We start from the raw sequence: 22,590 nt of genomic DNA, 5'->3' as shown, positions 1-22,590 counted from the left end.
ACTGCTCCGGAGCCCCTTGACTAGGCATTTCGCCCTCAGGCATCCTGACTGAAACTTCAGTAAGGGTGCGGGTCGATCCGACCCGCACCCCAGGCGAACGCCGTCACGCCGGGACCACACCGCCGGGCCCACGGCCGCCGAACCAGCCGAAAACAGCGGCTGCCCGCGCATGCACACCATTCTCCCGAAGGCGACCCACCCGTGACCTCGTACGAACTGCTCACGTCCTACGGCTCCCCGCTCGGCTCCCCGGGCCGCACGGAGCCCGCCGAGCGCGACCTGCTGCGCGTCGGCCTCGTCCAGATGCGCTGGTACGCCGACCAGGACGAGCATGACGACCGCCTGCGCGAGGGCGTGGCCCTCGCCGCCGCGCAGGGCGCCACAGTGGTGTGCCTGCCGGAGCTGACCCGCAGCCCGTACTTCTGCAACACCGACGATCCGATGGCCGACGGCGCCGCCCGTTACCTGGAGGACGTCGAGCACGGCCCCACCGTCCAGCTCGCCGCGGAGCTCGCCACCGGCCTCGGCATCACCGTCCACGCCTCGCTCTACGAGCGTGCGCAGGACGGCGGCCTCGGCTACAACACCGCCGTCTGTGTCGCCTCCGACGGGGCGCTCATCGCCCGCACCCGCAAGAACCACATCCCCGCGTTCCCCGGCTACCGCGAGGACCTCTGCTTCCGCCCCGGCGACAGCGGGTTCCCCGTCGTCGCCCACGAGGGGGCCCGCTTCGGCTTCCCCACCTGCTGGGACGAGTGGTTCCCCGAGCTGGCCCGCGCCTACTCCCTGGCCGGCGCCGAGATCCTCGTCCACCCCACGGCCATCGGCTCCGAGGTGGACCTGCCGGACTTCGACACCCGGCCCATGTGGGAGCACGCCATCAGTGCCAACGGCCTCGCCAACGCGCTCTTCATGATCGTGCCCAACCGCGTCGGCACCGAGGGCCGCTCCACCTTCTACGGCTCCTCCTTCATCTCCGACCCCTACGGCCGGGTCATGCTCCGCGCGCCCCGCGACCGCCCCGCCGTCCTCGTCGCCGACCTCGACCTCGACCAGCGCCGTGACTGGCTCGACTTCGGCCTCCTGCAGACCCGCCGCCCCGAGCTCTACGGCCTGCTGACCGAGCGACCGCGCGCCCGAGCCCGCCAGGCCTAGCCCTGGCGGGCCTGCAGGGCCTCCTGCCGCGCCGCAGGCTGACCGAACCTTCAGGGCCTTCCGGATGCCCCCTCCAGCCCCATGGTGGCCGGTGGGGGCCTTGTCGGCACCGCCGGACGGCGATGTCGATCGGGCCGCCCGTAGGCCCTGAAGGTCGGAACCTCTGAAATCCGCCACACCTCTTGACTGAATTTTCAGTTGAGAGCAAGATGCCGTTCATACCGCGTACTCGTCCTTCGGTTCTGCCGGGAGCTCCACGGAGCCGGCCGCCCCCGACGAGTACTTCTGGCGAAACGAAGAGAGACCCGTGATGACTGCGTTCCGTATGCCTGCCGAGTGGTCCGAGCACGAGGGGTGCCTGATGGCATGGCCCACGCGTGAGGACCTGTGGGGCAGCGTGCTGAAGGACGTCAAGGAGGAGTACGCGAACGTGGCGAGCGCGATCGCCCGGTTCGAGCCCGTGACCATGGTCGCGCCGCCCGGCCACGGCGAGGACGCCCGGGACTGGTGCGACCCCGCGGTCACCGTGGTGGAGATGCCGCTGGACGACTCCTGGTTCCGGGACTCGGCCCCGCTCTTCGTGCTCGACGGCGACGGAAACCGCGCCGGGGTCGACTTCCGCTTCAACGCCTGGGGCCGCAAGCACCACCCCTTCGATTCCGACGACCGGGCCAGCGCCCTGCTGCTGGAGCACCTCGGGGTCGAGCGCATCCACTCCGACATGATCCTTGAGGGGGGCGCGATCACCGTCGACGGCGAGGGCACGCTGATCACCACGGAGCAGTGCCTCCTCCACCCCAACCGCAACCCCGGTATGAACCGGGACGACATCGAGGCCGAACTGAAGTCCCGGCTCGGCGTCGACAAGGTCGTCTGGCTTCCGTACGGCGGTCTGCTGGACACGGAGACCGACGGCCACGTCGACGGGGTCTGCGCCTTCGCCGCCCCCGGCAAGGTCGTCGTCTCCCTGCCCGACGACCCGGCGCATCCCGACTACGCGCGGATGCGCGCCAACCGCGCGGTCCTGGAGGCCACCACCGACGCCAAGGGCCGGCCGTTCGAGATCATCGACGTCCCGCAGACCGCGTTCGTCGACATGCCCGGCGGCGACGTCGAGGTGTCCTACCTGAACTACTACGTGGCCAACGGAGGCATCGTCGTACCGGTGGCCGGCGTGCCCCAGGACGCGGAAGCCCTCGCGGTCATCTCCGAGGCGTACCCCCGGCACAAGGTCGTCGGGGTGCGGGCGCTCGCCATCGCGTTCGGCGGCGGCGGAGTCCACTGCATCACCCAGCAGATCCCGGCTTCGGGCGCCACCGCCTGAGCCGAGAACGGACCGCTCCGGGCGGGCCGCTTCCCGTGGCCCGCCCGCCCCGCAACCCCTCACGGAAAGAGAGCGCGACGATGACCACCACCCCGACCCCCAGCCGCAGACGCCCCCGCGGCAGGCGCGCCCGGATCGCCGTCACGACGGCCGTCCTCACCTCCCTCGCCGCCCTCGCGGCCTGCTCCGGACCTCCCAAGGACGCAGGCGTCACCGGCGACGCGATCAAGCTCTCGGCTTCCACGCCTCCGGCCGCCGGTGAGATCGACTCCTTCACCTGGGCCCTCTACGCGGAGCCGCCCACCCTCGACTACACGGTGGCGTTCGACTACCCGCAGAACACGATCCTGTCGAACGTGTGCGAGAGCCTCATGCGCTGGACACCGGGGCTCACCACCGAGCCCGGCCTGGCGCAGAAGGCGACGAACCCCGACCCCACCACCTGGGTCTACGACCTCCGCCCGGGCGTGCGCTTCCACGACGGCAAGGAGATGACCGCCGACGACGTGGTCTTCAGCCTCGGCCGGCAGATGGACCCGGACAACGCCGCCGCCTGGGCCCAGTCCTTCCAGAACGTCGCCTCCCTGGACAAGACCGGACCGCTCCAGGTCACCGTCAAGCTCAAGAAGCCCGACTCCCAGTTCCCGCAGTACATGGCCACCGCCGCCGGCGTGGTCGCCTCCAAGGCCGGCGTCGAGGCCGCGGGCAAGGACTACGGCACCACCGGCGACCTCGCCTGCAGCGGGCCGTTCAAGCTCAAGACGTGGAGCAAGGGCCAGTCGATCGAGCTCGACCGTTTCGACGACTACTGGGGCACCAAGGCGAAGTCCAAGAAGGCCGTCTTCCGGTTCCTGACCGACCCGTCCGCCCGCACCAACGCCATGCTCAGCGGGGAGGCCGACGGCGGCTACCTGATCCCCACGGAGAGCTACGGCCGGCTGCGCGACAGCGGGGTGGGCACCCTGTACTTCGGCGAGGGCCTGACCACGGTCAACGTCAACGTCACCAACATGCAGGGCCCGCTCGGTGACGTCCGCGTACGCCGCGCACTGTCCCTGGCCCTGGACCGGTCCGGTTTCGTCAAGGCCGGACTCGGCGGGGCGGGCACCGTCACCAACTCCCTCACTCCCCGGGGAGCCTGGGCCGGAGCCTCGGAGCAGACCAAGAAGGCCGCCTTCGACGAGCTGCCGCCCGCCACCCAGGACCTGGAGAAGGCCAAGGCCCTGATCAAGGAGGCCGGGGCCACGGGCAAGACCCTGACCGTCGCCACCAGCTCCATCGGCCAGGACGTCTCCCTGCTCGCCACCGCGGTCCAGGCGGCCGGCACCCAGATCGGTCTGGACATCCGCCTCAAGACCGTCGCCCCCAACGCCTTCACCGCGCTCTTCACCGATCCCCAGGCGCGCGAGGGCATCGACATGTTCCCGTACACCTCGTACCAGAACATCACCGACCCGCTGGACCTGCTGCAGAACTTCCAGTCCGGCGCCTACCTGAACTTCGCCGCTTACAGCGACAAGGCATACGACGAACTCGTGGACCAGGCCACCGCCGTCTACCAGCCCGAGCAGCGGATGGAGATCGAGGCCAAGCTCCAGAAGCAGGCCGCCGAGCAGCTGCTGTGGATGCCGGTCGCGGAATGGCCCACGGCCGTCTTCCTCAACAAGAGGATCACCGGGGCTCCCACCACCATCTCGTACATGTACTACCCGTGGGCCGCCGACGTGGGGGCCGTGAAGTGAACTTCCTGAGATTCGCCGTACGCCGGGTGGCGGAGATGGCCGCCACCCTGCTCGGTGCGTCGTTCGTGGTGTTCGGCGCCATGTACATGGCGCCGGGCAACCCGGCCAGCTTCCTGCTCTCGGGACGCTCGGCCTCGCCGGAGGCCCTCGCCGCGATCAACGCCCAGTACCACCTGGACGACCCCTTCTTCGTCCGGTACCTCCGATGGCTCGGAGACGTGCTCCACGGAGACTTCGGCCGGTCCATCACCTACCGCACCGACGTCTCGCGGCTCCTGGCCGACCGCCTCCCCACCACCCTGCTGCTCGTCACGATGGCCTTGGTGGTCGTCGCGGTGATCGGCCTGCTGCTGGGATGGATCGCCGCCGTACGCGGCGGCGGCACCGACTCCGCCATCCTCGTCGGCACCACGTTCGCCCTCGGCACCCCCTCCTTCGTCGCGGCCGTCCTGCTCCAGGGCCTGTTCGCCGTGAACCTGGGCTGGTTCCCCAGCAGCGGCGCGGGCGAGGGATTCGGCGACATGGTCTGGCACCTGACCCTCCCCGCGATCGCCCTCGCGCTCTACCTGATCGGCATGCTCGCCCGGGTCACCCGCTCCGCCATGCTCGAAGCCCTCGACAGCGAGCACGTCACCGTCGCCCGCAGCCGCGGGGTCCCCGAACGCGAGGTCATCCGCCGCCACGTCTTCCGCAACTCACTGGGCACGGTCCTGACCACCGGGGGACTGATCATCTCGACCCTCCTGGTCTGCACGATCCTGGTGGAGACCGCCTTCAGCATCGGCGGCATCGGCCAGCTGCTGGAACTGTCCACCACCACCAAGGACTTCCCGACCGTTCAGGCCATCTCCCTGATCATCGTTGCCCTGTTCATGACCGTGAACCTCATCGTCGACCTGCTGCTTCCGGTGGTCGACCCGCGGATCACCCTCGGATCGAGGAGGTCCGGCGCATGACCGCCACCCTCACCCGCCGGCCCGGACTCGCCAAGGTCCGCTCCGCCCGGTCGTCGCTCTACGCGGTCTGCCTGGGCCTCGTCGCCCTGGTGACCGCCGCCGCCCTGATCGGGCCCTGGGTGGTGACCCACGACCCCAACGCCATCGACCTCGGCAACGCACTCGCCGGACCCTCGGCCGAGCACCCGCTCGGCGTGGACGCGGCCGGCCGCGACACCCTCTCCCGCCTGCTGCTGGGCGCCCGCACCTCCCTGCTGGGCCCCCTCGGAGTGGTCGTCTTCTCCACCCTCGCCGGCATCGCCGTCGGCATGACCGCGGCATGGAAGGGCGGCTGGCTCGACTCCGCCCTCTCCCGCAGCACGGAACTGGTCTTCGCCTTCCCGGGCATGCTGCTCGCGATCCTCATCATCTCGGTCTACGGCGAAGGGCTCCTCGCCCCGGTCATCGCCCTCTCGATCGCCTACCTGCCGTACGTCAGCCGCCTGACCCGCTCCCTGGTCCTGGCCGAATGCGAACGCCCCTACGTCAGCGCCTACCAGGTCCAAGGCCACTCGGCACTCCAGATCTGCCTGCGCCACGTGCTCCCCAACATCGCCCCCGTGGTCCTCGCCCAGTCCACGATCAACTTCGGCTACGCCCTGATGGACCTCGCCGGCCTGTCCTTCCTCGGACTCGGCGTACCCGCGCTCACCCCGGACTGGGGCCGCATGGTCTTCGACGGACAGACCGCCATCCAGCACGGCTATCCGCTGTCCGCGATCCTCCCCTGCATCTTCATCGTGCTGACGGTGGTCGCCTTCAACGTGGTGGGAGAACGCTGGGCCGACCGCGTCGCCAGGAGAGACCGATGAATCCGACGAACCAGACGAACCCGATGACACCACCGCAGACGCTCGACATCCAAGGGCTGCGGATCACCCTGCCCGGCACCGCCCGGCCCGTCCTCGACGGAGTCGACCTCACCGTCGGCGCAAGCGAGACCGTCGCCCTCGTGGGCGAATCGGGCTCCGGGAAGACCCTCACCTCACGCAGCGCCCTGCGGCTGCTGCCCCCCGGCGCCGTCGTCGAAGGCGCGGTGAAGGTGGGCGGCCAGGACGTGCTCACCATGGACACCAAAGAGCTGAGGGCCCTGCGCGCCGGCACGGTGGCCATGATCTTCCAGGACCCCCGCGCGGCCATCAACCCGCTGCGCCGCATCGGCGACTTCCTCACCGAGAGCGTCACGCTGACCAAGACGCTGAGCCAGGCGGACGCGACGGCACGCGCCGCCGAACTCCTCCAGGCGGTCGGCCTGGACGCCTCCGCCCTGCACAAGTACCCCGGTCAGGTCTCCGGCGGCATGCTGCAACGCGTCATGATCGCCGCAGCCCTGATGGGCGATCCCGCCCTCCTCCTGGCCGACGAGCCCACCACCGCGCTGGACGTCACCACCCAGGCCGAGGTCATCGCCCTCCTGGCCAAACTCCGCGAACGCTTCGGCACCGGCCTGCTGTTCGTCACCCACGACCTCGACCTCGCCGCAGCCATCAGCGACCGCGTCTACGTCATGTACGCCGGGCGGATCGTGGAAAGCGGCCCCGCCGAAGTCCTCTTCGCGCAGCCCCGCCACCCCTACACGGCAGCCCTGCTCGCCTCCACCCCCCGCCTGGAAGCCCCTCAGGGCAGACTCGCCGCCATCGACGGCCAGCCCCCCGACCTGCGGCAGGAACTGCACGGCTGCCCGTTCGCCGCCCGCTGCCCCCTCGCCACGGAGATCTGCGACCAGCAGGCCCCGCAGGCCCTCCCCGCACCGGGGACCCCGCAGCACCAGGCCGCCTGCCACCACAGCGACCTCCTCGAAGGGAGCTCCGCCCGTGCCTGAGAACGTACTGGAAGTCGTCGGCCTGCACCGCAGCTACGGAGCCGTCCGCGCCGTCGATGACGTGTCCTTCACCCTCCCCGAGGGCGGTTCCCTGGGCATCGTGGGCGAATCGGGCTCCGGCAAGACCACCACCGCCCGGATCGTCGTCGGCCTGGAGCGGGCCGACTCCGGCGAAGTCCTCGTACGCGGCCAGGCCCGGACCGCACGGAGCCGCGGCCGGGCCGAGCGCCTGGTCAGGGCCCGCGAGGTCCAGATGGTCTTCCAGGATCCCTACCTCTCCCTCGACCCCAGGACCAGCGTGGACGCGGTCCTGCGGGAAACCCTGCGCCTGCACTTCCCGGGCGCGGACCACGACCGCCGCATCCGGGAACTCCTCGACCAGGTCGGCCTGGGAACCCGCGCCGCCGACGCACGTCCCCGGCAGCTGTCGGGCGGGCAGCGCCAGCGCGTCGCCATCGCCCGGGCCCTCGCCGTCGAGCCGGCCGTCCTGGTCCTGGACGAAGCCGTGGCCGCCCTCGACGTCTCCGTGCAGGCACAGATCCTCAACCTGCTCGCCGACATCCGGGAGCAGACGCGCATCGGCTACCTCTTCATCACCCACGACCTCGGCGTGGTCCGGTGCGTCACCGACGATGTCATCGTCATGCGCCGGGGCGCCGTCGTCGAAGCGGGCGCCACCGCCGAGGTCCTCGCCGCCCCCGAGCACCCCTACACCCGGCTCCTGCTGGAATCCGTACCCCGCCCCGGCTGGGATCCCGACGCCATCGCCGCGGCCCGCCGGGCCCTGTGACGGACCGCCGCCGGTTCAGGCGCCGGCGGTGAGGGTCCGTACCAGCGTCCGCAGAACCTCCGCGGCATCGAAGGAGGCATCGAGGGACCGGGTGGCGGCCAGCCCGTCGACGGCGGCGGCCACCGCCTCACCCAGGGACCGTGCGTCGACGCCGCCATCCCGTTCGTCGGCCAGCACCTGGAACAGGGCCACGAAGCAGGACCGCCGGCGCCGGTACTCCGCCTCCAGGGACGTGCGCACCCGCTCGTCGTTCAGTGCGTGCCAGTGGAGCGCGGCGTGCAGGTGCGAGAGGTCCGTGCCCTCGGGCTGCGTCAGCAGGCCGAGCACCCGCTCGGCCCGCTCGGCGAAGGTGCCGGGAGCGGCCACCGCCTCTTCCAGCGGCAGGATCCACTCGGGGCGGATGTCCTCGATGACCGCGACGACGAGATCGGTCCGGTCCTTGAAGTGGTAGTGGCACATCCCGTGCGAAACCCCGCACAGCGCCGCCACGTTGCGGGTCGTGAACCGCTCGCTCATCTCACCGGCCAGCAGGGCGCGCGCCGCGGCGAGCAGACGCGTCCGCGTCTGCTCGCCCTTGGCCGAGACGCGGGGCCGGGCCGGGCGGGCCTGCGTCTCGGCGGAGCTCTGAGGACCCTTCGGGGATGCAGCCATGGCGCCACTCTAACGAGCGCTTCCACGGGCACCCGAAGGTTTCCCGGGCCACCGGGAAACCGGTGTCCACATGATTGACCGAGCGCTTGGTCAGTTCTAGCTTTCTCTCCACCACAGCACCACTTACGGGCAGTTGAGACAGGAGATGCACATGAACGAGAACGTCGCGAAGCGGCCGTCGGGCGGAAGCCTCGGCCGGCGCGGATTCCTGGCGGCCGCGGCCCTGACCGCCGCCGGCGGGGCCCTGGCCGCAGCCCAGGGCCGGGCCAGCGCGGGACCGCGGACCCTCGGGACCGCGGCGGCGGGCACCTTCAGCGTCCCGATCGAGGACGTCCGCCACACCCGCACCTGGATGGCCTGGCCGGACAGCACCTCGATCTGGGGCAGCAAGCTCAGCGGCGTCCAGTCGGACATCGCCCTCATCGCCCGCACCATCGCCAAGTACGAGCCGGTCTACCTCTGCGCCAACTCCGCCAGCGCCGCCAAGGCCCGCTCCATGTGCGGATCCACCGTCACCGTCATCAGCACCATCCCCGTGGACGACTGCTGGATGCGCGACACGGGACCGGTCTTCCGTACCGACGGGGCCGGCGGGCTCGACGCGATCGGCCTGAGCTTCAACGGCTGGGGCAACAAGCAGACCCACGCCAAGGACGCCCTCGTCGCCGGCCGGATCGCCTCCTACGCGGGCGTCCCGTTCACCGTGGCCGGGCTGGTCGGCGAGGGCGGCGCGGTCGAACAGGACGGCGCGGGAACCCTGATGGCCACCCGCAGCAGCCTCGTGAACAGCAACCGCAACCCCAACAAGTCGCAGGCACAGATCGAGGCCGCGCTCTGTACCGCCTACGGAGCGTCCAAGGTCATCTGGTTCGACGGCGTGTACGGCCAGGACATCACCGACGACCACGTCGACGCGACCTCGCGCTTCCTCGCACCCGGCAAGGCCCTCGTCCAGATGCCGCTGGCCTCGGACAACGACGCCTACGCGAAGGACGCCCGCCAGCAGTACCAGATCCTGTCCACGGCGACGACCGCGGGCGGCGCCGGCATGACCGCCGAGAAGCTCCAGGGCCCGGACTACTACAAGATCCGCTCCGCCAACCCGGACTTCCTCGCCTCCTACGCCAACTACTACGTGTGCAACGGGGCCGTCATCAGCGGCCAGTTCGGCGACACCCGCGCGGACACCGCGGCCAAGGCCCTGCTGACGCGGCTCTTCCCGGGCCGCGTCGTCGAACAGCTCAACATCGACCGCCTCGGCACCGGCGGCGGCGGAATCCACTGCGTCACCCAGCAGCAGCCCGCTCGCTGAGGCAGGACCGCGGCCCGGTGACGGGCCGATGCGGGGCGGGGCGGCCGACACCGCCCCGCCCCGTCCGCATCTCCGGACGTCACGGACGTCGTCCAGCACGACAGAGGAAAGGCGCAACGGTGAACGACAGACCCGGCAACGGCGGGGGCGGGGGCAACGGCGGGGGCGGGGGCGGGCTCCGAGCAGGTGCCCTGGGTACGTTCGACTCCGTGGTCACGGCGGTGGCAGGGTGCGGGCCGGCGTACACCGTCATCGCGCTGGTCCCCGCGCTCGTCGCCGCAGTCGGCCTCGCCGCCCCGGCCGTCCTGCTCTACTGCGCGATCCCGATGGTGGGCATCGCCCTCGCCTTCCGGCACCTGGGACGGCTCGACGTCAATTCCGGTGCCACGTACTCCTGGGTGGCCAGAAGCCTGAACCCCTTCCTCGGATTCCTCAGCGGGTGGGCCGTGGTCGTCTCCACCACCCTGTTCGTCATCGCCTCGACGACGCCCGCGGGCAGGGCCACCGTCTCGCTCTTCGACGCAGACCTGGCCGGGAACGACCTCCTGGCCACCGCGGCCGGCCTCGGCTGCTTCCTGCTCATGGCCGCCCTCGTGGCATCCGGCGCCCGGATCGCCGCCCGGGTACGGGCCGTGGCCGTCGGAGCCCAACTGGCACTGCTGCTGGCCGTCGCCGTCACCGCGCTGACGCAGGACGTCCACACCGCGGAGTTCTCGTACTCCTGGTTCGGCTTCGGGCACTTCGACACCGCCCACACCTTCACCGCGGGGGCACTGATCGCCGGCGGGCTGTACTGGGGGTGGGACGTGACGGCCAACCTCGGCGAAGAGACCCGCAGTGGCCGGGGCGGCTCCGGACTCGGCGGCCTGATCGGCCTGCTGGTCGTCGCCACCACCCTCCTCACCCTGACCGTCAGCGCGAACATGCTGCTGGGCCCGGACGCCGTCACCCCGACGGACGGCGGCTTCCTCCACCAGCTCGGCGAGGCGGCCTGGCCCGGAGTGGGCGGCACCCTGCTCGTCCTCGCCGTGCCGCTCTCCATGATCGCCACGCTGGAGACCACGCTCCTCCAGGCGACCCGCACGCTGTTCGCCATGGGGCGCGACCGCACGCTCCCCTCCTTCCTCGGCCGCATCCACCCCCGCCGCCAGACTCCCGTGGCCGCCACGGCGGCGGTCGGCGCGGTCGCCGTATCGGTTCTGACACTGATCGCGCTCACCGGCTCCGGGGTCGCCGTCCTCGGCGATGCGCTGATGGGGATCGGCCTGCTGATCGCGTTCTACTACGCCCTGGCCGGCATCTCCGTCACCGTGGCCTTCCGCAGCGTGCTGTTCGCCTCCATCGGCAACCTCCTCTTCCTGGGCCTGTGGCCGCTCGCCGGCACGGCCTTCAACGTCTGGGTCCTCGCGGCGTCGATCCCGACCCTGACGGGCACGCAACTCACCATCGGGCTCGGCGCGCTGGCCCTCGGCCTGGTCCCACTGGCCTTCGCCCGATTCCAGGGAGGGCGGTCCTACTTCCACCCGAGGCCGCTCAACCCCGGGAACGTGGAGGCACCGTCCACCCACTTCACGCACACCCAGGCCGCCACCGCCCCGACCGATGCCCGCCGAGACGGCCTCCTGACCGACTTCTGACGACACCGACTCCCGAGTACGCCCTGACACGGCTCCCCGTGTCAGCTGCCCAGCATCCACCGCACGGCGGCGGCGATCCCCAGCACCAGGGGCGGAGCGAGCCACCACCGCCCCATCACGGGCCGGATCGACGGGAGGAGGGTGATCAGCCTGGGCGTCGTCGCCCTGCCAGTACGGGCCGCCGTTGTACCGGGCCGCCAGCTCCTGGTACTGGGCGGGGGTCATCTCCCGCGCGGGTACGTCGGAGAACTCGCTCTCCGCCTTCAGCTGGGCCAGGTACCCCGGGCGATGAAGACGTTCTGCCCGGGGTCCTGGAGGGATTCCTCCACCACGGACCTCTGCTGTTCGGTGAGATTGTCCGGATCGTAGCCGAGCACCTCCACACCCCGCCGTACCTGGATGGCGACGGGACCGAAGGAGGTCTCGTCCGGGCTCCCGCCCACTCGCTCCATGCGGATGTCGGGGAGCGAAGGCGAGACCGGACGGTCGCCGACCTGGCCCGCGTACCCCTGCTTGGCCGCTTCCGGGAAGGTGGGTGAGGGGGTTGCTGGCGCACCCGTGGTGGCCCGCATGTCCTCCCACTCGCGATGAGGGAGGCCAGGGCCCGCTCGTTCGCCTTGCCGTTCGCGTAGTACCGCTCGGCGGTCTCCAGCGCCCATGCGCAGCGCGCCGGCGGCGCGCCCGGAGCCCGCGGCCGTGCCCGCCATCAGCCCGGCCGTCACCTTTGCCGTGGTGCTTTCACCCGTCGGGTGACGCATCCATCCGGCGTGTCACGGCTGGCAGGCTGTGTTCATGGACATGGAGGCGCTCAGCGCAGATGACTATGAGTCGGTGCACCGGGCAAGCAGAAGCTTGGCGGCGCGGTACGGGATGGTGACGCTCAACGCCATGATGGAGGCGTGGGAGGCGCTGGTCGAGGACACCGAAGAGGGGTTCCACGCCGAGCTCATCTGGGAGTACACGGACAGGCTTCGCTGCCGCCGCTGGATCGCGGAGGCATGGCCCATGTTCACCCACAGGATTCAGGTCTTGCGGCAAGCAGAGCTCGACGACCTGGATGCCCGCTTCCAACTGGCTACCGTGCCCCTGAACGGCCAGGCAGACGATGCGCGGTGGTACTCCCGGCGACCGCGGCTGATCGAAGGCGAACCTTGGCTGGACCTGCCTGGATCCTGGGTCCCGTGACACGTCTGAGCTGATGTTCAGCCGCAGGCCGGACCTGCCGGAGAACGTCTCTGAACTGGGAAAGCAGGGCTTGTATAGGGTCCTGCCCACCCCCAAGAGAGACGCTGGCAGTCGCGCTGAGCGGAGACTGTCCGGCCGAAGCCGGGCCGAAGGCCCTGGACGCGATCCGCACCGCCCGGGCCCATGCACGCGAGTACGTGCGCAAATTGGCCCGGAACCAGACGCCGGACAAGGACCCCCTGACCAGGGGCGGGGGTCTGCGTCTCTGCTGGCAGCGTTAGGATCGCGCGGTCGTTCAGAGCTTGTTGATACAGACGGGGGAGTCGTGCAGACCGGTGGGATTGGTGTTGCGGCTGATCGGGAGTGGGTCATCCAGAACGCGAAGGGCAAGAAGTTCGTGTACGACTCCGCGGCTGAGGCTTTCGAGGAGCTGGACGAGTACGGGGAGGGTGCCGTGGTGCTGACCCGTCTGGTGTACCGGGGCCTGTTCCGGACGAAGCCGGTGGAGGACTGGCAGACGGTGGAACGCCCCGCAGTGTGAGGCCTTGTTGGCCTCCCTCCGCCCTCCCCGAAGCCGGCACACGGTGCCCTGGGCGTCGCTTGGGGAGGGGGAGTTGGGGTCAGGAGGCTCGGGCGCGTTGGGTGACTACGATGCAGCCGAGTACGACCGCCGCGGTGAGCGGGACGGCGGGGCTGAGGTGTTCGCCGAGCAGGAGCACGGCCCACACCAGCGTCAGGAGCGGCTGGGCGAGCTGCAGCTGGCTGGCCCTGGCCACTCCGATCAGGCCCATGCCCTTGTACCAGACGACGAACCCGCCGAACTGAGAGATGGCGGCGATGTACGCCATGCCGATGACGGCCTTCGCCGTGAGGTGTACGGGCTCGTGCTGGAGCGCCAGCGCGGCCACGGCCAGGTTGACGGGGGCGGCGATCACCACGCCCCAGGCGATGACGTGCCAGCCGGGCATCCGCGCCGACAGCCGCCCGCCCTCGGCGTAGCCGGCCGCGCAGACCAGCAGGGCGCCGAAGAGGTACAGGTCGGCGACGGTCGGTGCGCCGTGGTTCTGCGCCAGGGTGAAGGTGATGACGGCGGCCGCACCGGTGGCGGCAGCAGCCCAGAACACCTTCGAGGGGTGGCGCCGGGTGCGCAGTGCGGCGATGGTCGCCGTGGCCATGGGAAGGGCCCCGATGACGACCGCGGAGTGCGCCGTGGAGGAGGTCTGAAGGGCGAGCGTGGTCAGCAGCGGGAAGCCGATCGCGCAGCCGCCGGCGACCACGGCGAGGGCGGGCCAGTCCTTGCGGGCGGGTATCGGCACGCGGCTGAGCAGCAGCGCCGCGAGGGCGATGACGGCGGCCAGCACACCGCGGACCCCTATGGCCGCCCAGGGGCCGAACCCGTCCAGCGCCCAGGCGGTTCCGGGGAAGCTGAAGGAGAAGCTCAGTACGCCGAGCGCGGCGAACAGGGTGCCTCGGGTCCGTGACGGTGACGATGACGATGACGGTACGCGCACGGGGGCGGCAGCGGGGGCTTCGACGTCCATGACTTACAACTTTCGTCGGGTTGGGACTGAGTAGTGGTTCGTGCCTGGTTCTGCGGGGTCAGCGCAGGCGGTCGGCTACGGCTCGGGCGAGGCGCAGGGCGCCGTCCTCGCTGAACGGCAGGTTCAGTGAGGGCTCGCAGAGCTCCATCTCCAGCACCACGGGCCGGCCGTCGCTGCCGCGGATCAGGTCGACGCGGCCGTAGAGCAGCGGCCGGTCCAGCCCGAGGCGGGCGGCTGCCGCTTCGAGGACGGCCGAGGCGACGGCACGTTCGTCCGCGTCGGCGCAGCGTGCGGTGCGGCTCTCGAGCGTCGGGACGTTCACCGTGCCGTCGGCCATCAGCAGCGCGCTCTTGCGGATGGCATGGCTGTACACGCCGTCGAAGTAGATCAGGTCGGTCTCGCCGTCCCGGTCGACGGCGTCCAGGTAGGGCTGCAGGATGAGGTGGCACCCCTCGTCGAGCATGTCGGCGACGTACCCGGCCGCCGCCTCCGCCATGGATCGGGCGTAGCGCTGGACGCCCTTGGAGTAGGCGCCGACGGTGGGCTTGACCACGATCTCGCCGACTTGCGGATGGGCGGCGAGGAACTCCCTTACCACCGAGAGCGGTTCCTCCCCGGGTTCGACGAAGCGGCTCGGCACGACCGGCACCCCGTACGCGGCGAGATCGGCCAGGTAGTACTTGTCGAGGCTCCAGCACACGGCCGAGAGGGGATTGAACAGGTCCGTGGTGGCGGCGACTTGTTCGCACCAGGCGACGAAGTCCGGCAGCCGTTCCACGTACGTCCAGGGCGAGCGCAGCAGTACGGCGCCGAAGCGCGGCCAGTCGACGGCCGGGTCCTGCCAGTCGCACACTTCGACGGCGAGTCCTACCTCCGCGAAGGCTTCGAGCAGCAGCGGCATGTCGTGGTCGATGGGGAGGCTTGCGGCATCCGTGACCAGGGCAACGGCGCCCATGGCGGGTGTCCTTTCGGTGGGGTTGGTGGTGGTGGCGTGCGCGTCGGTGTCGGAGCGGGTCACCACGGCAGGGTGTCCGCGAGGTGCAGGTAGCCGCCGCTGGGTCCGTCGCTGCCGAGCAGGGCCATCCGCACTGCGGTCTCGGCGCCCTGGGCGGGTTCGAGTTCGCCCGCGCCGTCGTTCATGGCGGTCCGTGTGTAGCCCGGGTGGACGGCGTTCACCTTGACCGGTGTGTCGCGCAGCTCGTACGCCAGGTGCACGGTCCAGGAGTTCACCGCGCTCTTCGAAGCGCTGTACGCCGGAAGGGACTTGAACTCCGGGCTGTATGTGTACGAATCCGGGTCGCTGTGCAGGGTGAGTGAGGCGAGCAGGCTGGAGACGTTCACGATGCGTCCCGCTTCCGCCCGCAGGATCAGCGGCAGGAAGGCCGTCGTCACCGCGACGACGCCGAACAGATTGGTGTCGAAGGTCTCCCGCCACTGGGACAGAGGCTGCTCCGACGGGTGTCGGCCGTACTCCTCGACGCGGATCCCGGCGTTGTTGACCAGGATGTCGAGCGGGCCGCGGGTGCGGGCGACCTCCGCCGCGGCGGCCGCGATCGTGTCCGGCTTCGTCACGTCGAGGACGAGGGGTTCGGCGTCGAGCCCGTCGGCGCGCAGGCCGGCCGCGGCCGCGGCGGTCGTCCCGGGATCGCGGCCGCCGAGCAGGACCCGGATGCCGTGCTCGCCGAGCCGGCGGGCGACCTCGAGGCCGATGCCCCGGTTGGCGCCCGTGACGAGGGCGGTGGGGGAGGGGTGGGATGGCGTGTGTGGCACGTCTTGCTCCAGAGGTCGGATACGGCCCGGGGAGGGAAGGCGGGGAAGGCCGGGAGGGGGGTGTCACCAGCCGACCGACAGGAACTTCGCCACCGGCGGCCCGAAGCGGGCGATGTCGACGAGGAAGGCGTCGTGGCCCTGTGGGGATTCCAGCGCGAGGAACTCGACGCCGGGTCCGCCGGCGCCCAGGGCCTCGGCGAGCTCACGCTGCTGTGACAGGGGGAAGAGGATGTCGCTCTCCACCCCGATCACCAAGGACTTGTCCAGGCCCAGCCGGGCCAGCGCGTCTTCGGCGGTGGTGCCGCAGGATTCCCCGAGGTCGAAGCGGTCCATGCTGCGGCTGAGGTAGAGGTAGCTGTTGGGATCGAAGCGGTGCAGGAACCGCCGGGCGTGGAAGTCGAGATACCCCTCGACCTGGAACTCGGGGCCGAACGGACCCTCGTTTCCGCTGCGTTCGGGGCTCAGCCGGGCCCGGCCGAAACGGCTGTCCCACTCCCGGGCCGAGCGGTACGTCATCATGCCGAGCTTGCGTGCCGTCAGCATTCCGCGGCACGGATAGTGCTCCGCGTCGTACCGGCCCTGGTTCCACTGGGGATCGAAGCGGATCGCCTGGCGCTGGAGGGAGCGCACCGCGATCGAGAACGGCAGCGAGTGCACCCCGGAGGAGATGTTGACGTGACTGTGTGCGAGCCCGGGGTGGCGGGTGAGCAGTGACAGCGCACTCATTCCTCCCATCGAGACGCCGATCACGCAGGCCAGCCGCTCGAAGCCGAGCGCGCGGACCGTGTGTGCCGCGGCGTCGGCGATGTCCTCGACGGACAGTTCGGGAAAGTCCAGCCGGTAGGGCTCACCGGTCCGCGGATCGACCGAGGCGGGCCCGGTGGATCCCTTGCAACTGCCGAGCGAGTTCACGCAGATGACGTGCCAACGATCGGTGTCGATGGGTTTGCCCGGGCCGAGCATCGACTCCCACCAGCCTGGGCTGGGGTCCTGCGGATGCGAGGCGGCGTGCGCGTCCGGGGAGAGCCCGGTGAGGATCAGGATGACGTTGTCGCCGGCCGGGCTCGGCCGCCCGAAGGACTCGTAGGCGATCCGCGCGCCGTGCAGGGTGCCGCCGGCCCTCATCGGGAAGCCGTCGGGCAGGTCGACGAAGCGGGTCGCGCGGGGGATGAACTCCGTCATGCGTCCACGTTCCTTTCGGTCCTCTGCCGGGGCCTTCATGCGCTGCGCGCGTGGGCGTCCAGCGAGGCCAGCCACGCGTCGTCCGAGCCCTCGGTCACCCCTTCGAGCAGGAACGTGGACAGGTAGCGCTCTCCGGTGTCCGGCAGCATCGCCAGCAGTACGGACCCGGCCGGCGCGGTCTGCGCGACGCGCAACGCGGTGGCCAGGGTGGCGCCCGCCGAAAGCCCGGTGAAGATGCCTTCCTCGGCGGCGAGCCGGCGCGCGGTGTCACGGCCGTCCACCTCGTCGACGGTGAGGAGTTCGTCGATGACGCTCCGGTCGAGCACGCTCGGTACGAAGTCGGGTGCCCAGCCCTGGATCCGGTGGACGTTCCACGCCTGGCCGGACAGGACGGCGGCATTGTCCGGCTCGGCGGCGACGATCCGGACTTCGGGACGGGCCCGCTTCAGCATCTGACCGACACCGGTCAGGGTGCCGCTGGTGCCGAAGCCGGTCACGAAGTAGTCCAGCCGCTTCCCGGCGAAGTCGCTGAGGATCTCCGAGGCCGTGGTCTCGCGGTGGTACGCCGGATTCGCCGGGTTGTCGAACTGCCGCGCGCGGAACCAGCCGTGACGGGCGGCCAGTTCGTCGGCCAGCCGGTTGCCGCCGCTGCTGCCCAGGGCGCCGGGGAAGAGGATGACCTTGCCGCCGTACGCACGGATGAGCTTGCGCCGTTCCACCGAGTAGGAGTCGGACATCACGGCCACGAACTTGTAGCCGCGAGCCGCCGCCACCATGGCCAGGGCGATGCCGACGTTGCCCGAGGTGCACTCGGCGATCGTGTCGCCGGGTTTCAGCAGCCCCTTGGCCTCGGCGTCGAGGATCACCGAGAGGGCGAGGCGGTCCTTGACGGAGCCGCCGGGGTTGAAGGACTCCACCTTCACGTAGACCGAGACGTGCTCGGGTGCGAGCCGGTGCAGCCTGACGATGGGCGTGCGCCCGATGGTGTCGAGGATGCTGTCGTGGAGAGGCATGGGATGTCGCTTTCGATGGCTTGGCCGGTGCGGCCGGTGTGGCTGGTGTGGATTGGCTTGGCTTGGAGTGGCGTGGCCGGGCTGGATGCCGGGTAGGTCGGGCGGCGCGGGCCGGCTATCGGGCCCGTGCGTCCTCGAAGGCGGGCGCGACCATGTCGAGGATGGCGGCGACCGCGGCCTCGGAGACCTCCTGGTCCAGCGGGGCGTTGAACTCGGCCAGCTCCACCCCGAGCAGCTGCTCCCGGGGGATCGCCTCGAAGACCGCCCGGATCTGGGACTCGAACAGGCCGCCCGGGACGATGTATTCGGCCGGCACAGCGGTTTCCGGGTCGAGTACGTCCCAGTCGATGTGGATCCACACCGGTGCCCCGCCGACTGCGCGCAGGATGTTCTCCCCGGTCACCTCCGCCGGGGGGATGACGCGGACACCGGTCTGCGCCAGCAGGTCGCGCTCGGCCTCGTCGATGTCCCGGGCGCCGACCAGGACGGCCTGCCCGGGCCGGAGGCCGGAGCCGTGGCCGCTGTCCCAGAGTCCGCACGCGGCGGAGAGGACCATGCCCCCGAGGTAGCCGGTGCCGGTCGTCTCCGGCGTGTTGAAGTCCCCGTGGGCATCGATGTACAGCACCACGGCGTCAGGGCGTTCCCGCGCCACGGCGGGCAGGGTGGCGATGCTCGCGGAGCAGGTGTTGGAGATCAGCACCGGGAGCCGGCCGGCACCCAGACTCTCGGTGACCGCCGTGCCCAGTCCGAGCAGGGTCTCCCTCGCCTGGGGCAGGCTCACGCTCCAGTCGTCGTCGGCGGGTGGCGCGAAGGTGCCGATCGCCCGGCCCCGCAGTCGGTAGCGGTCCTCCAGGGCCCGTGCGACCAGGGCCGCGCCCTCGATCATCCTCGGCACGCGGTCGGCCACCCGGCCCTGGGAAACAATGAGGTCGATCGGCAGGTCGGTATTCATCGGGAGTTCCTTTCCTCGGCAGCCGGCCCGGAACTACGGAACGCGAACGGGCAGCTGTCCGTCTGCTCGGCGTTCTCGTCCGTGAGGCCGTACTGGAACCATTCGAGTGCGCCGGCTCCGTAGGAGCCGAGCTGTGGGGCATGCGGGATCTCGTCGTACCGATCGATCCGGCCGCGTATGTTGGCGCGGACCTTGCGGCCGCTCGGAGTGTCACCGGCGAACACGTCGAAACGCTCACGCGGATTGACCACCATGACGAAACGCTCTCCGAGATTGCGGCTGCGGCGTTTCCTGTGCGCAGGGGTGCTCATGTTGCAGAACAGCGGCATTCCGTCGAAGCACATGGACCAGCCCGGGGAACTCGGATCCCGGTCGACGTCCGCGGGCCAGGGCGCCGCGTCGATCTCGTGCAGTCCCTGGAGGACCTTCCAGCCGAAGGCGTGGTGGTCCTCCGTACGGCGGCCCGCGACCGCCCCGGCCGAGAACACGACGACCAGCGGATACGCCGTGTCCAGCCTGCCGTCCCAATCCCTGGAGAGCTCGACGTACTCCTTGAGCCCCTGCGCCAGGTGCCGGACGCCGTCGTCGTCGCCGTTCTCCACGAAGACGAACCTCAGCAGCTGCTTGCGCAGCGCGTTCTTCGAGAAGACGCAGGGGAAGCCGGGGTCTTCGAGCCGGGACGCCACTTCGTGCAGGGCGTCCCGATGCCAGTCCGCACCGGTCTCCCCGACGTGTTCCTGGGAGATCAGGGCGATTCTCTTCGCCGACGTGTTCACCATGACGGAACTCCGAATCCCGGTCACTGCCATCCGGCCGAATCACCCTTCGGCGCGGGATCGGCCGGCACCGCCACCGTGGATTCGGCCTCGGCCGTGATCCGGGTCGCGGTGCCGGAGAAACCGGCGGTCGCGGGGAATTCGGTGGTGGCGGCGAATCCGAGAACGGTGATCAGTCCGCAAGTGAGCATGGCGAAGCGGTTCATGAAAACTCCAAAGGGAAAGAGAGGAAAGGGAGAGCGGGGGATCGAATCGAGAACCGGCCTCTCCCCGCTCTTTCCGAGGGGCCTTGTCGGCCGGTGGTCCCATCGTGGCCGACGTGAATGCGCCCTGGCCATGGATTCGAGCGGCAGCCTGGTGACGGGGCCGCAGCCTGCCACCCCACGGGCCGCTGGCAGGGCAGTGCCACTGTCACCAACCTGAACCGGCGGACGGTGTACACACCGGCCACGTAGAAGGCAGCCTTCGAAGGGGCGCGTTCCTTCGCCGCCCCCACCCCCACCCCCGCCCCCGCACGGGCCGGTACCGCGTCGCGGGAGCCCGCCCGGCCTCCCCGGTCCCCACGGACCCCGAACCGCCTTGGAGTTGTTCCGCCTTGACCCCGACCTCTCGCTCCGGGCCGTTGCACCCGGGCACCCGGTCGCTCGTCGCCGGACGGCAGACGGGCCGATCGCCGTGTACCTGATCCACCTGCTGCTCCGGGCGGATCACGGACCGTACGCCGATCCGCCTACGGTCGATCCCTCCCGCCACGCGACCGCCCTGGCCGCGGCCGGAATCGAGCACCTGACCACGCACGGCGGACCGGATCCCGGGACGGCGGTCCTGACCGCGTTCGTCCGGGCCCGGACCCTGGCGGAGGCCGAATCCCAGGCCTGCGAGGCCTGTTGGGGCATTCTCACGGCCGACTGGACCGTGTCCGCGGTCTGGCCCGGCCTGGTGGCGGAGTACTACACGGGGCGCGCCGCCCCGGACCTCCCCTGATCCACCTCCGAACCATCTCCGAACCGTCGGGAATCCTGTACGCCGTCCTGTCCACTGTGGCGCATCGAAACGACCGCCCTCGACAGGACGGCGCGATCGATTCCCGGCCGATTCGAGCATCATCGGTTCCACCGTCGAAGGGGAACAGGCAGCATGCTCGAATCACTTGGGCTCGACGAACTGGCCGAGCACACCTATCAGCTGATGCTGTCCAGTCCCGACATGACCTTGGACAAGATCGCCGCCCAGACGGGAACCGACCCTGCCGAAGTGCGTGCCGCCATGGACCGGCTCGCCTCGCTCTCCCTGCTGCGCCCGCCCGTCGACGGAGGCAGCCCGGTACAGGTGATCAGCCCCGAGTACGGGCTGGAGGCCCTACTGGCACGCCAGCAGGCCGAGCTGTTGGAGCGTCAGCACCAGATCGAGCGCAGCCGGGCCGCCGCGGCCACGCTGATCGCCCGGTTCGCCCATCTGCACGGCACGCGCGAACACCCCCACGTCGAGCACCTGATCGGCGTGGAAGCGGTACGGGCGCGGCTGGCGGAGCTCGTGGAGGAGGTCCGCGAGGAGCTCTCGGCACTGTCTCCCGGCGGGGCCCAGACGGAGCAGAACCTCGAAGCGGCCAAACCGCTGGACGAGCAACTCCTCGAACGCGGCGTACGGTTGCGCACCCTGTACGTCGACAGCGTCCGCAGCCATCCGCCGAGCGTCGAGTACGCCCGGTGGCTCAATGCGAGGGGCGGGCAGACACGGACCGTGGCCGCGCTCCCGCTGCGCATGATCATCACCGATCGGACCTCGGCCCTGGTACCGGCCAACCCCGAACGGAGCGAGGAAGGCGCGGTACTGCTCCGCGGTCCCGGGACGGTCGCCGCTCTGTGCGCGCTCTTCGACCACCTGTGGGCCACCGGGACCCCCCTGATGGAGTCGGTCCCGGTGGACGGAGAGGACCTCGGCCGCCAAGAGCGCGAGGTCCTCAAACTCCTCGCACAGGGGCTGACCGACGAGGCGGTGGCCCTGCGCCTCGGTGTCTCGCTGCGGACCACGCGCCGGATCACCGCCAAGCTGATGGAGCGCCTGGGCGCGAAGAGCCGCTTCCAGGCGGGCCTGCGCGTCGGGGAACTCGGCCTCCTCTGACCGAACAGCCGGAGCCGAAGCGCCGACTACACGCCTTCGGCGGCGGGCGGGCCGGGCAGGAGGCGGGTGCGGTCGGGGCCCGCCGGAGCGTGCCGGACGGGGTCGCCGGGGTGCTGGAAGTGCACGGCGGCGGGCAGCCCTGCGCGGTAGGCGTCCAGGCCGGCCCGGCAGTACGCGACCATCGGCTCCGGCAGCCCGTCCAGGGGGTACCAGCCCATGCCGTCGCACCGGTCGGGCTCCCTCACCCGGGGCTGCCCCGACCACCGCCGGACCTCGAAGAACACGCCGATCCGGGAGTTGGTGCCGACGGGAGGCCGGTGGTGGACGGTGACCGCTGCGGTGACGTCCTCCGGATCGATGAGGACGCCGGTCTCCTCACGGGCTTCCCGGATCACCCCCTCGACCATGGTCTCGCCCGGGTCGAGGTGCCCGGACGGGAGGTGCCACAGGCCCGTCGCGTACACCGGTCCGGCGCGGCGGGACAGCAGCACCTCGGGGCCGTGCCCGGTGTCGCGGCGCAGGACGAGGTGGACGTCGACCGGCACCGTGTGCCGGGCGCCGCCGCTCACCGTGTCACCCCATGGAGGCCGGTTCCACGGCGGCCGGTTCCGATGCGCATCGC

At 70.7% G+C, this 22,590-nt stretch carries 24 protein-coding genes; 13 read left to right on the top strand and 11 right to left on the bottom strand.

Annotation, left to right across the window (positions count from 1 at the left end):
- Positions 1-201: 201 nt before the first annotated feature.
- The 7 genes from ACZ60J_RS09140 to ACZ60J_RS09110 all read left to right on the top strand — a co-directional run bounded on the left by ACZ60J_RS09140 (position 202) and on the right by ACZ60J_RS09110 (position 7,828).
- Positions 202-1,155: a nitrilase-related carbon-nitrogen hydrolase gene (locus ACZ60J_RS09140; RefSeq protein ID WP_469680014.1), complete on the top strand. Its 954-nt coding sequence runs from the start codon at positions 202-204 to the stop codon at positions 1,153-1,155.
- Between the two features lie 310 nt (positions 1,156-1,465).
- Positions 1,466-2,479, top strand: coding sequence for an agmatine deiminase family protein (locus ACZ60J_RS09135; protein WP_469680013.1), 1,014 nt, complete (start codon positions 1,466-1,468; stop codon positions 2,477-2,479).
- Positions 2,480-2,559: 80 nt separating this feature from the next.
- Positions 2,560-4,221, top strand: coding sequence for an ABC transporter substrate-binding protein (locus ACZ60J_RS09130; RefSeq protein ID WP_469680011.1), 1,662 nt, complete (start codon positions 2,560-2,562; stop codon positions 4,219-4,221).
- A complete protein-coding gene (locus tag ACZ60J_RS09125) occupies positions 4,218-5,177 on the top strand; it encodes an ABC transporter permease (RefSeq protein WP_469680009.1) in 960 nt (319 codons plus the stop codon). Before ACZ60J_RS09130 ends, ACZ60J_RS09125 begins: the two co-directional genes overlap by 4 nt.
- Positions 5,174-6,028, top strand: a complete 855-nt coding sequence (locus ACZ60J_RS09120; protein ID WP_469680007.1) for an ABC transporter permease — start codon at positions 5,174-5,176, stop codon at positions 6,026-6,028. Before ACZ60J_RS09125 ends, ACZ60J_RS09120 begins: the two co-directional genes overlap by 4 nt.
- Positions 6,025-7,038 carry an ABC transporter ATP-binding protein gene (locus ACZ60J_RS09115; protein ID WP_469680005.1) on the top strand — a complete coding sequence of 338 codons (1,014 nt, stop codon included), beginning with the start codon at positions 6,025-6,027 and terminating at the stop codon, positions 7,036-7,038. The genes ACZ60J_RS09120 and ACZ60J_RS09115 overlap by 4 nt, the downstream gene beginning before the upstream one ends.
- Complete coding sequence (locus tag ACZ60J_RS09110; RefSeq protein WP_469680003.1) at positions 7,031-7,828, top strand: ABC transporter ATP-binding protein; 798 nt, start codon at positions 7,031-7,033, stop codon at positions 7,826-7,828. Before ACZ60J_RS09115 ends, ACZ60J_RS09110 begins: the two co-directional genes overlap by 8 nt.
- A 15-nt stretch (positions 7,829-7,843) precedes the next feature.
- Here ACZ60J_RS09110 and ACZ60J_RS09105 read toward each other — a convergent pair whose 3' ends face one another.
- Positions 7,844-8,479 carry a TetR/AcrR family transcriptional regulator gene (locus tag ACZ60J_RS09105; protein ID WP_469680001.1) on the bottom strand — a complete coding sequence of 212 codons (636 nt, stop codon included), beginning with the start codon at positions 8,477-8,479 and terminating at the stop codon, positions 7,844-7,846.
- A 151-nt stretch (positions 8,480-8,630) separates the two neighbouring features.
- On the opposite strand from ACZ60J_RS09105, the gene ACZ60J_RS09100 reads away from it, so the two are divergent.
- Both ACZ60J_RS09100 and ACZ60J_RS09095 read left to right on the top strand, forming a co-directional pair.
- Entirely contained in the window at positions 8,631-9,791 is a 1,161-nt protein-coding gene (locus tag ACZ60J_RS09100) for an agmatine deiminase family protein (RefSeq protein ID WP_469679999.1), read from the top strand.
- A 119-nt stretch (positions 9,792-9,910) separates the two neighbouring features.
- Entirely contained in the window at positions 9,911-11,428 is a 1,518-nt protein-coding gene (locus ACZ60J_RS09095) for an APC family permease (RefSeq protein WP_469679997.1), read from the top strand.
- 263 nt (positions 11,429-11,691) lie between these two features.
- On the opposite strand, the gene ACZ60J_RS09090 is transcribed toward ACZ60J_RS09095, so the two are convergent.
- Entirely contained in the window at positions 11,692-12,000 is a 309-nt protein-coding gene (locus ACZ60J_RS09090; RefSeq protein WP_469679995.1) for a hypothetical protein, read from the bottom strand.
- Positions 12,001-12,220: 220 nt separating this feature from the next.
- On the opposite strand from ACZ60J_RS09090, the gene ACZ60J_RS09085 reads away from it, so the two are divergent.
- Both ACZ60J_RS09085 and ACZ60J_RS09080 read left to right on the top strand, forming a co-directional pair.
- A complete protein-coding gene (locus ACZ60J_RS09085) occupies positions 12,221-12,613 on the top strand; it encodes a hypothetical protein (protein ID WP_469679994.1) in 393 nt (130 codons plus the stop codon).
- A 325-nt stretch (positions 12,614-12,938) separates the two neighbouring features.
- Positions 12,939-13,154 (top strand): hypothetical protein, encoded by a 216-nt coding sequence (locus ACZ60J_RS09080; RefSeq protein ID WP_469679992.1) that lies wholly within the window; start codon positions 12,939-12,941, stop codon positions 13,152-13,154.
- A gap of 79 nt (positions 13,155-13,233) precedes the next feature.
- On the opposite strand, the gene ACZ60J_RS09075 is transcribed toward ACZ60J_RS09080, so the two are convergent.
- From ACZ60J_RS09075 to ACZ60J_RS09040, 8 genes are all read right to left on the bottom strand, one after another.
- Complete coding sequence (locus tag ACZ60J_RS09075; protein ID WP_469679990.1) at positions 13,234-14,154, bottom strand: DMT family transporter; 921 nt, start codon at positions 14,152-14,154, stop codon at positions 13,234-13,236.
- 58 nt (positions 14,155-14,212) lie between these two features.
- Complete coding sequence (locus ACZ60J_RS09070) at positions 14,213-15,172, bottom strand: ATP-grasp domain-containing protein (protein WP_469679988.1); 960 nt, start codon at positions 15,170-15,172, stop codon at positions 14,213-14,215.
- Positions 15,169-15,924 carry an SDR family oxidoreductase gene (locus tag ACZ60J_RS09065; protein WP_469679986.1) on the bottom strand — a complete coding sequence of 252 codons (756 nt, stop codon included), beginning with the start codon at positions 15,922-15,924 and terminating at the stop codon, positions 15,169-15,171. Before ACZ60J_RS09065 ends, ACZ60J_RS09070 begins: the two co-directional genes overlap by 4 nt.
- Before the next feature lie 63 nt (positions 15,925-15,987).
- Positions 15,988-17,106: a homoserine O-acetyltransferase MetX gene (gene metX / locus ACZ60J_RS09060; RefSeq protein ID WP_469679984.1), complete on the bottom strand. Its 1,119-nt coding sequence runs from the start codon at positions 17,104-17,106 to the stop codon at positions 15,988-15,990.
- Between the two features lie 35 nt (positions 17,107-17,141).
- A complete protein-coding gene (gene cysK, locus ACZ60J_RS09055; protein ID WP_469679982.1) occupies positions 17,142-18,119 on the bottom strand; it encodes a cysteine synthase A in 978 nt (325 codons plus the stop codon).
- 115 nt (positions 18,120-18,234) lie between these two features.
- On the bottom strand, positions 18,235-19,071 hold the full coding sequence (locus ACZ60J_RS09050) for an arginase family protein (protein WP_469679980.1): 837 nt from the start codon (positions 19,069-19,071) through the stop codon (positions 18,235-18,237).
- On the bottom strand, positions 19,068-19,850 hold the full coding sequence (locus tag ACZ60J_RS09045) for a YqcI/YcgG family protein (RefSeq protein WP_469679978.1): 783 nt from the start codon (positions 19,848-19,850) through the stop codon (positions 19,068-19,070). Before ACZ60J_RS09045 ends, ACZ60J_RS09050 begins: the two co-directional genes overlap by 4 nt.
- A gap of 20 nt (positions 19,851-19,870) precedes the next feature.
- The gene (locus tag ACZ60J_RS09040; protein WP_469679976.1) at positions 19,871-20,053 is read right to left on the bottom strand and encodes a hypothetical protein; all 183 of its coding nucleotides are present in this window, start codon (positions 20,051-20,053) and stop codon (positions 19,871-19,873) included.
- A 469-nt stretch (positions 20,054-20,522) separates the two neighbouring features.
- Between ACZ60J_RS09040 and ACZ60J_RS09035 the strand changes: the two genes are divergently transcribed.
- Complete coding sequence (locus tag ACZ60J_RS09035) at positions 20,523-20,831, top strand: hypothetical protein (protein ID WP_469679975.1); 309 nt, start codon at positions 20,523-20,525, stop codon at positions 20,829-20,831.
- Between the two features lie 153 nt (positions 20,832-20,984).
- On the top strand, positions 20,985-21,968 hold the full coding sequence (locus tag ACZ60J_RS09030; protein WP_469679973.1) for a LuxR C-terminal-related transcriptional regulator: 984 nt from the start codon (positions 20,985-20,987) through the stop codon (positions 21,966-21,968).
- A gap of 26 nt (positions 21,969-21,994) precedes the next feature.
- Here the strand turns inward: ACZ60J_RS09030 and ACZ60J_RS09025 are convergent, their stop codons facing one another.
- Positions 21,995-22,537, bottom strand: coding sequence for an NUDIX hydrolase (locus ACZ60J_RS09025; RefSeq protein ID WP_469679972.1), 543 nt, complete (start codon positions 22,535-22,537; stop codon positions 21,995-21,997).
- Positions 22,538-22,590 lie beyond the last annotated feature (53 nt).

The sequence above is a fragment of the Streptomyces sp. NPDC104226 genome (assembly GCF_055584085.1).
The sequence above is the reverse complement of the archived record's forward strand: the minus strand, read 5'-3'. Positions and strand labels throughout refer to the sequence as shown.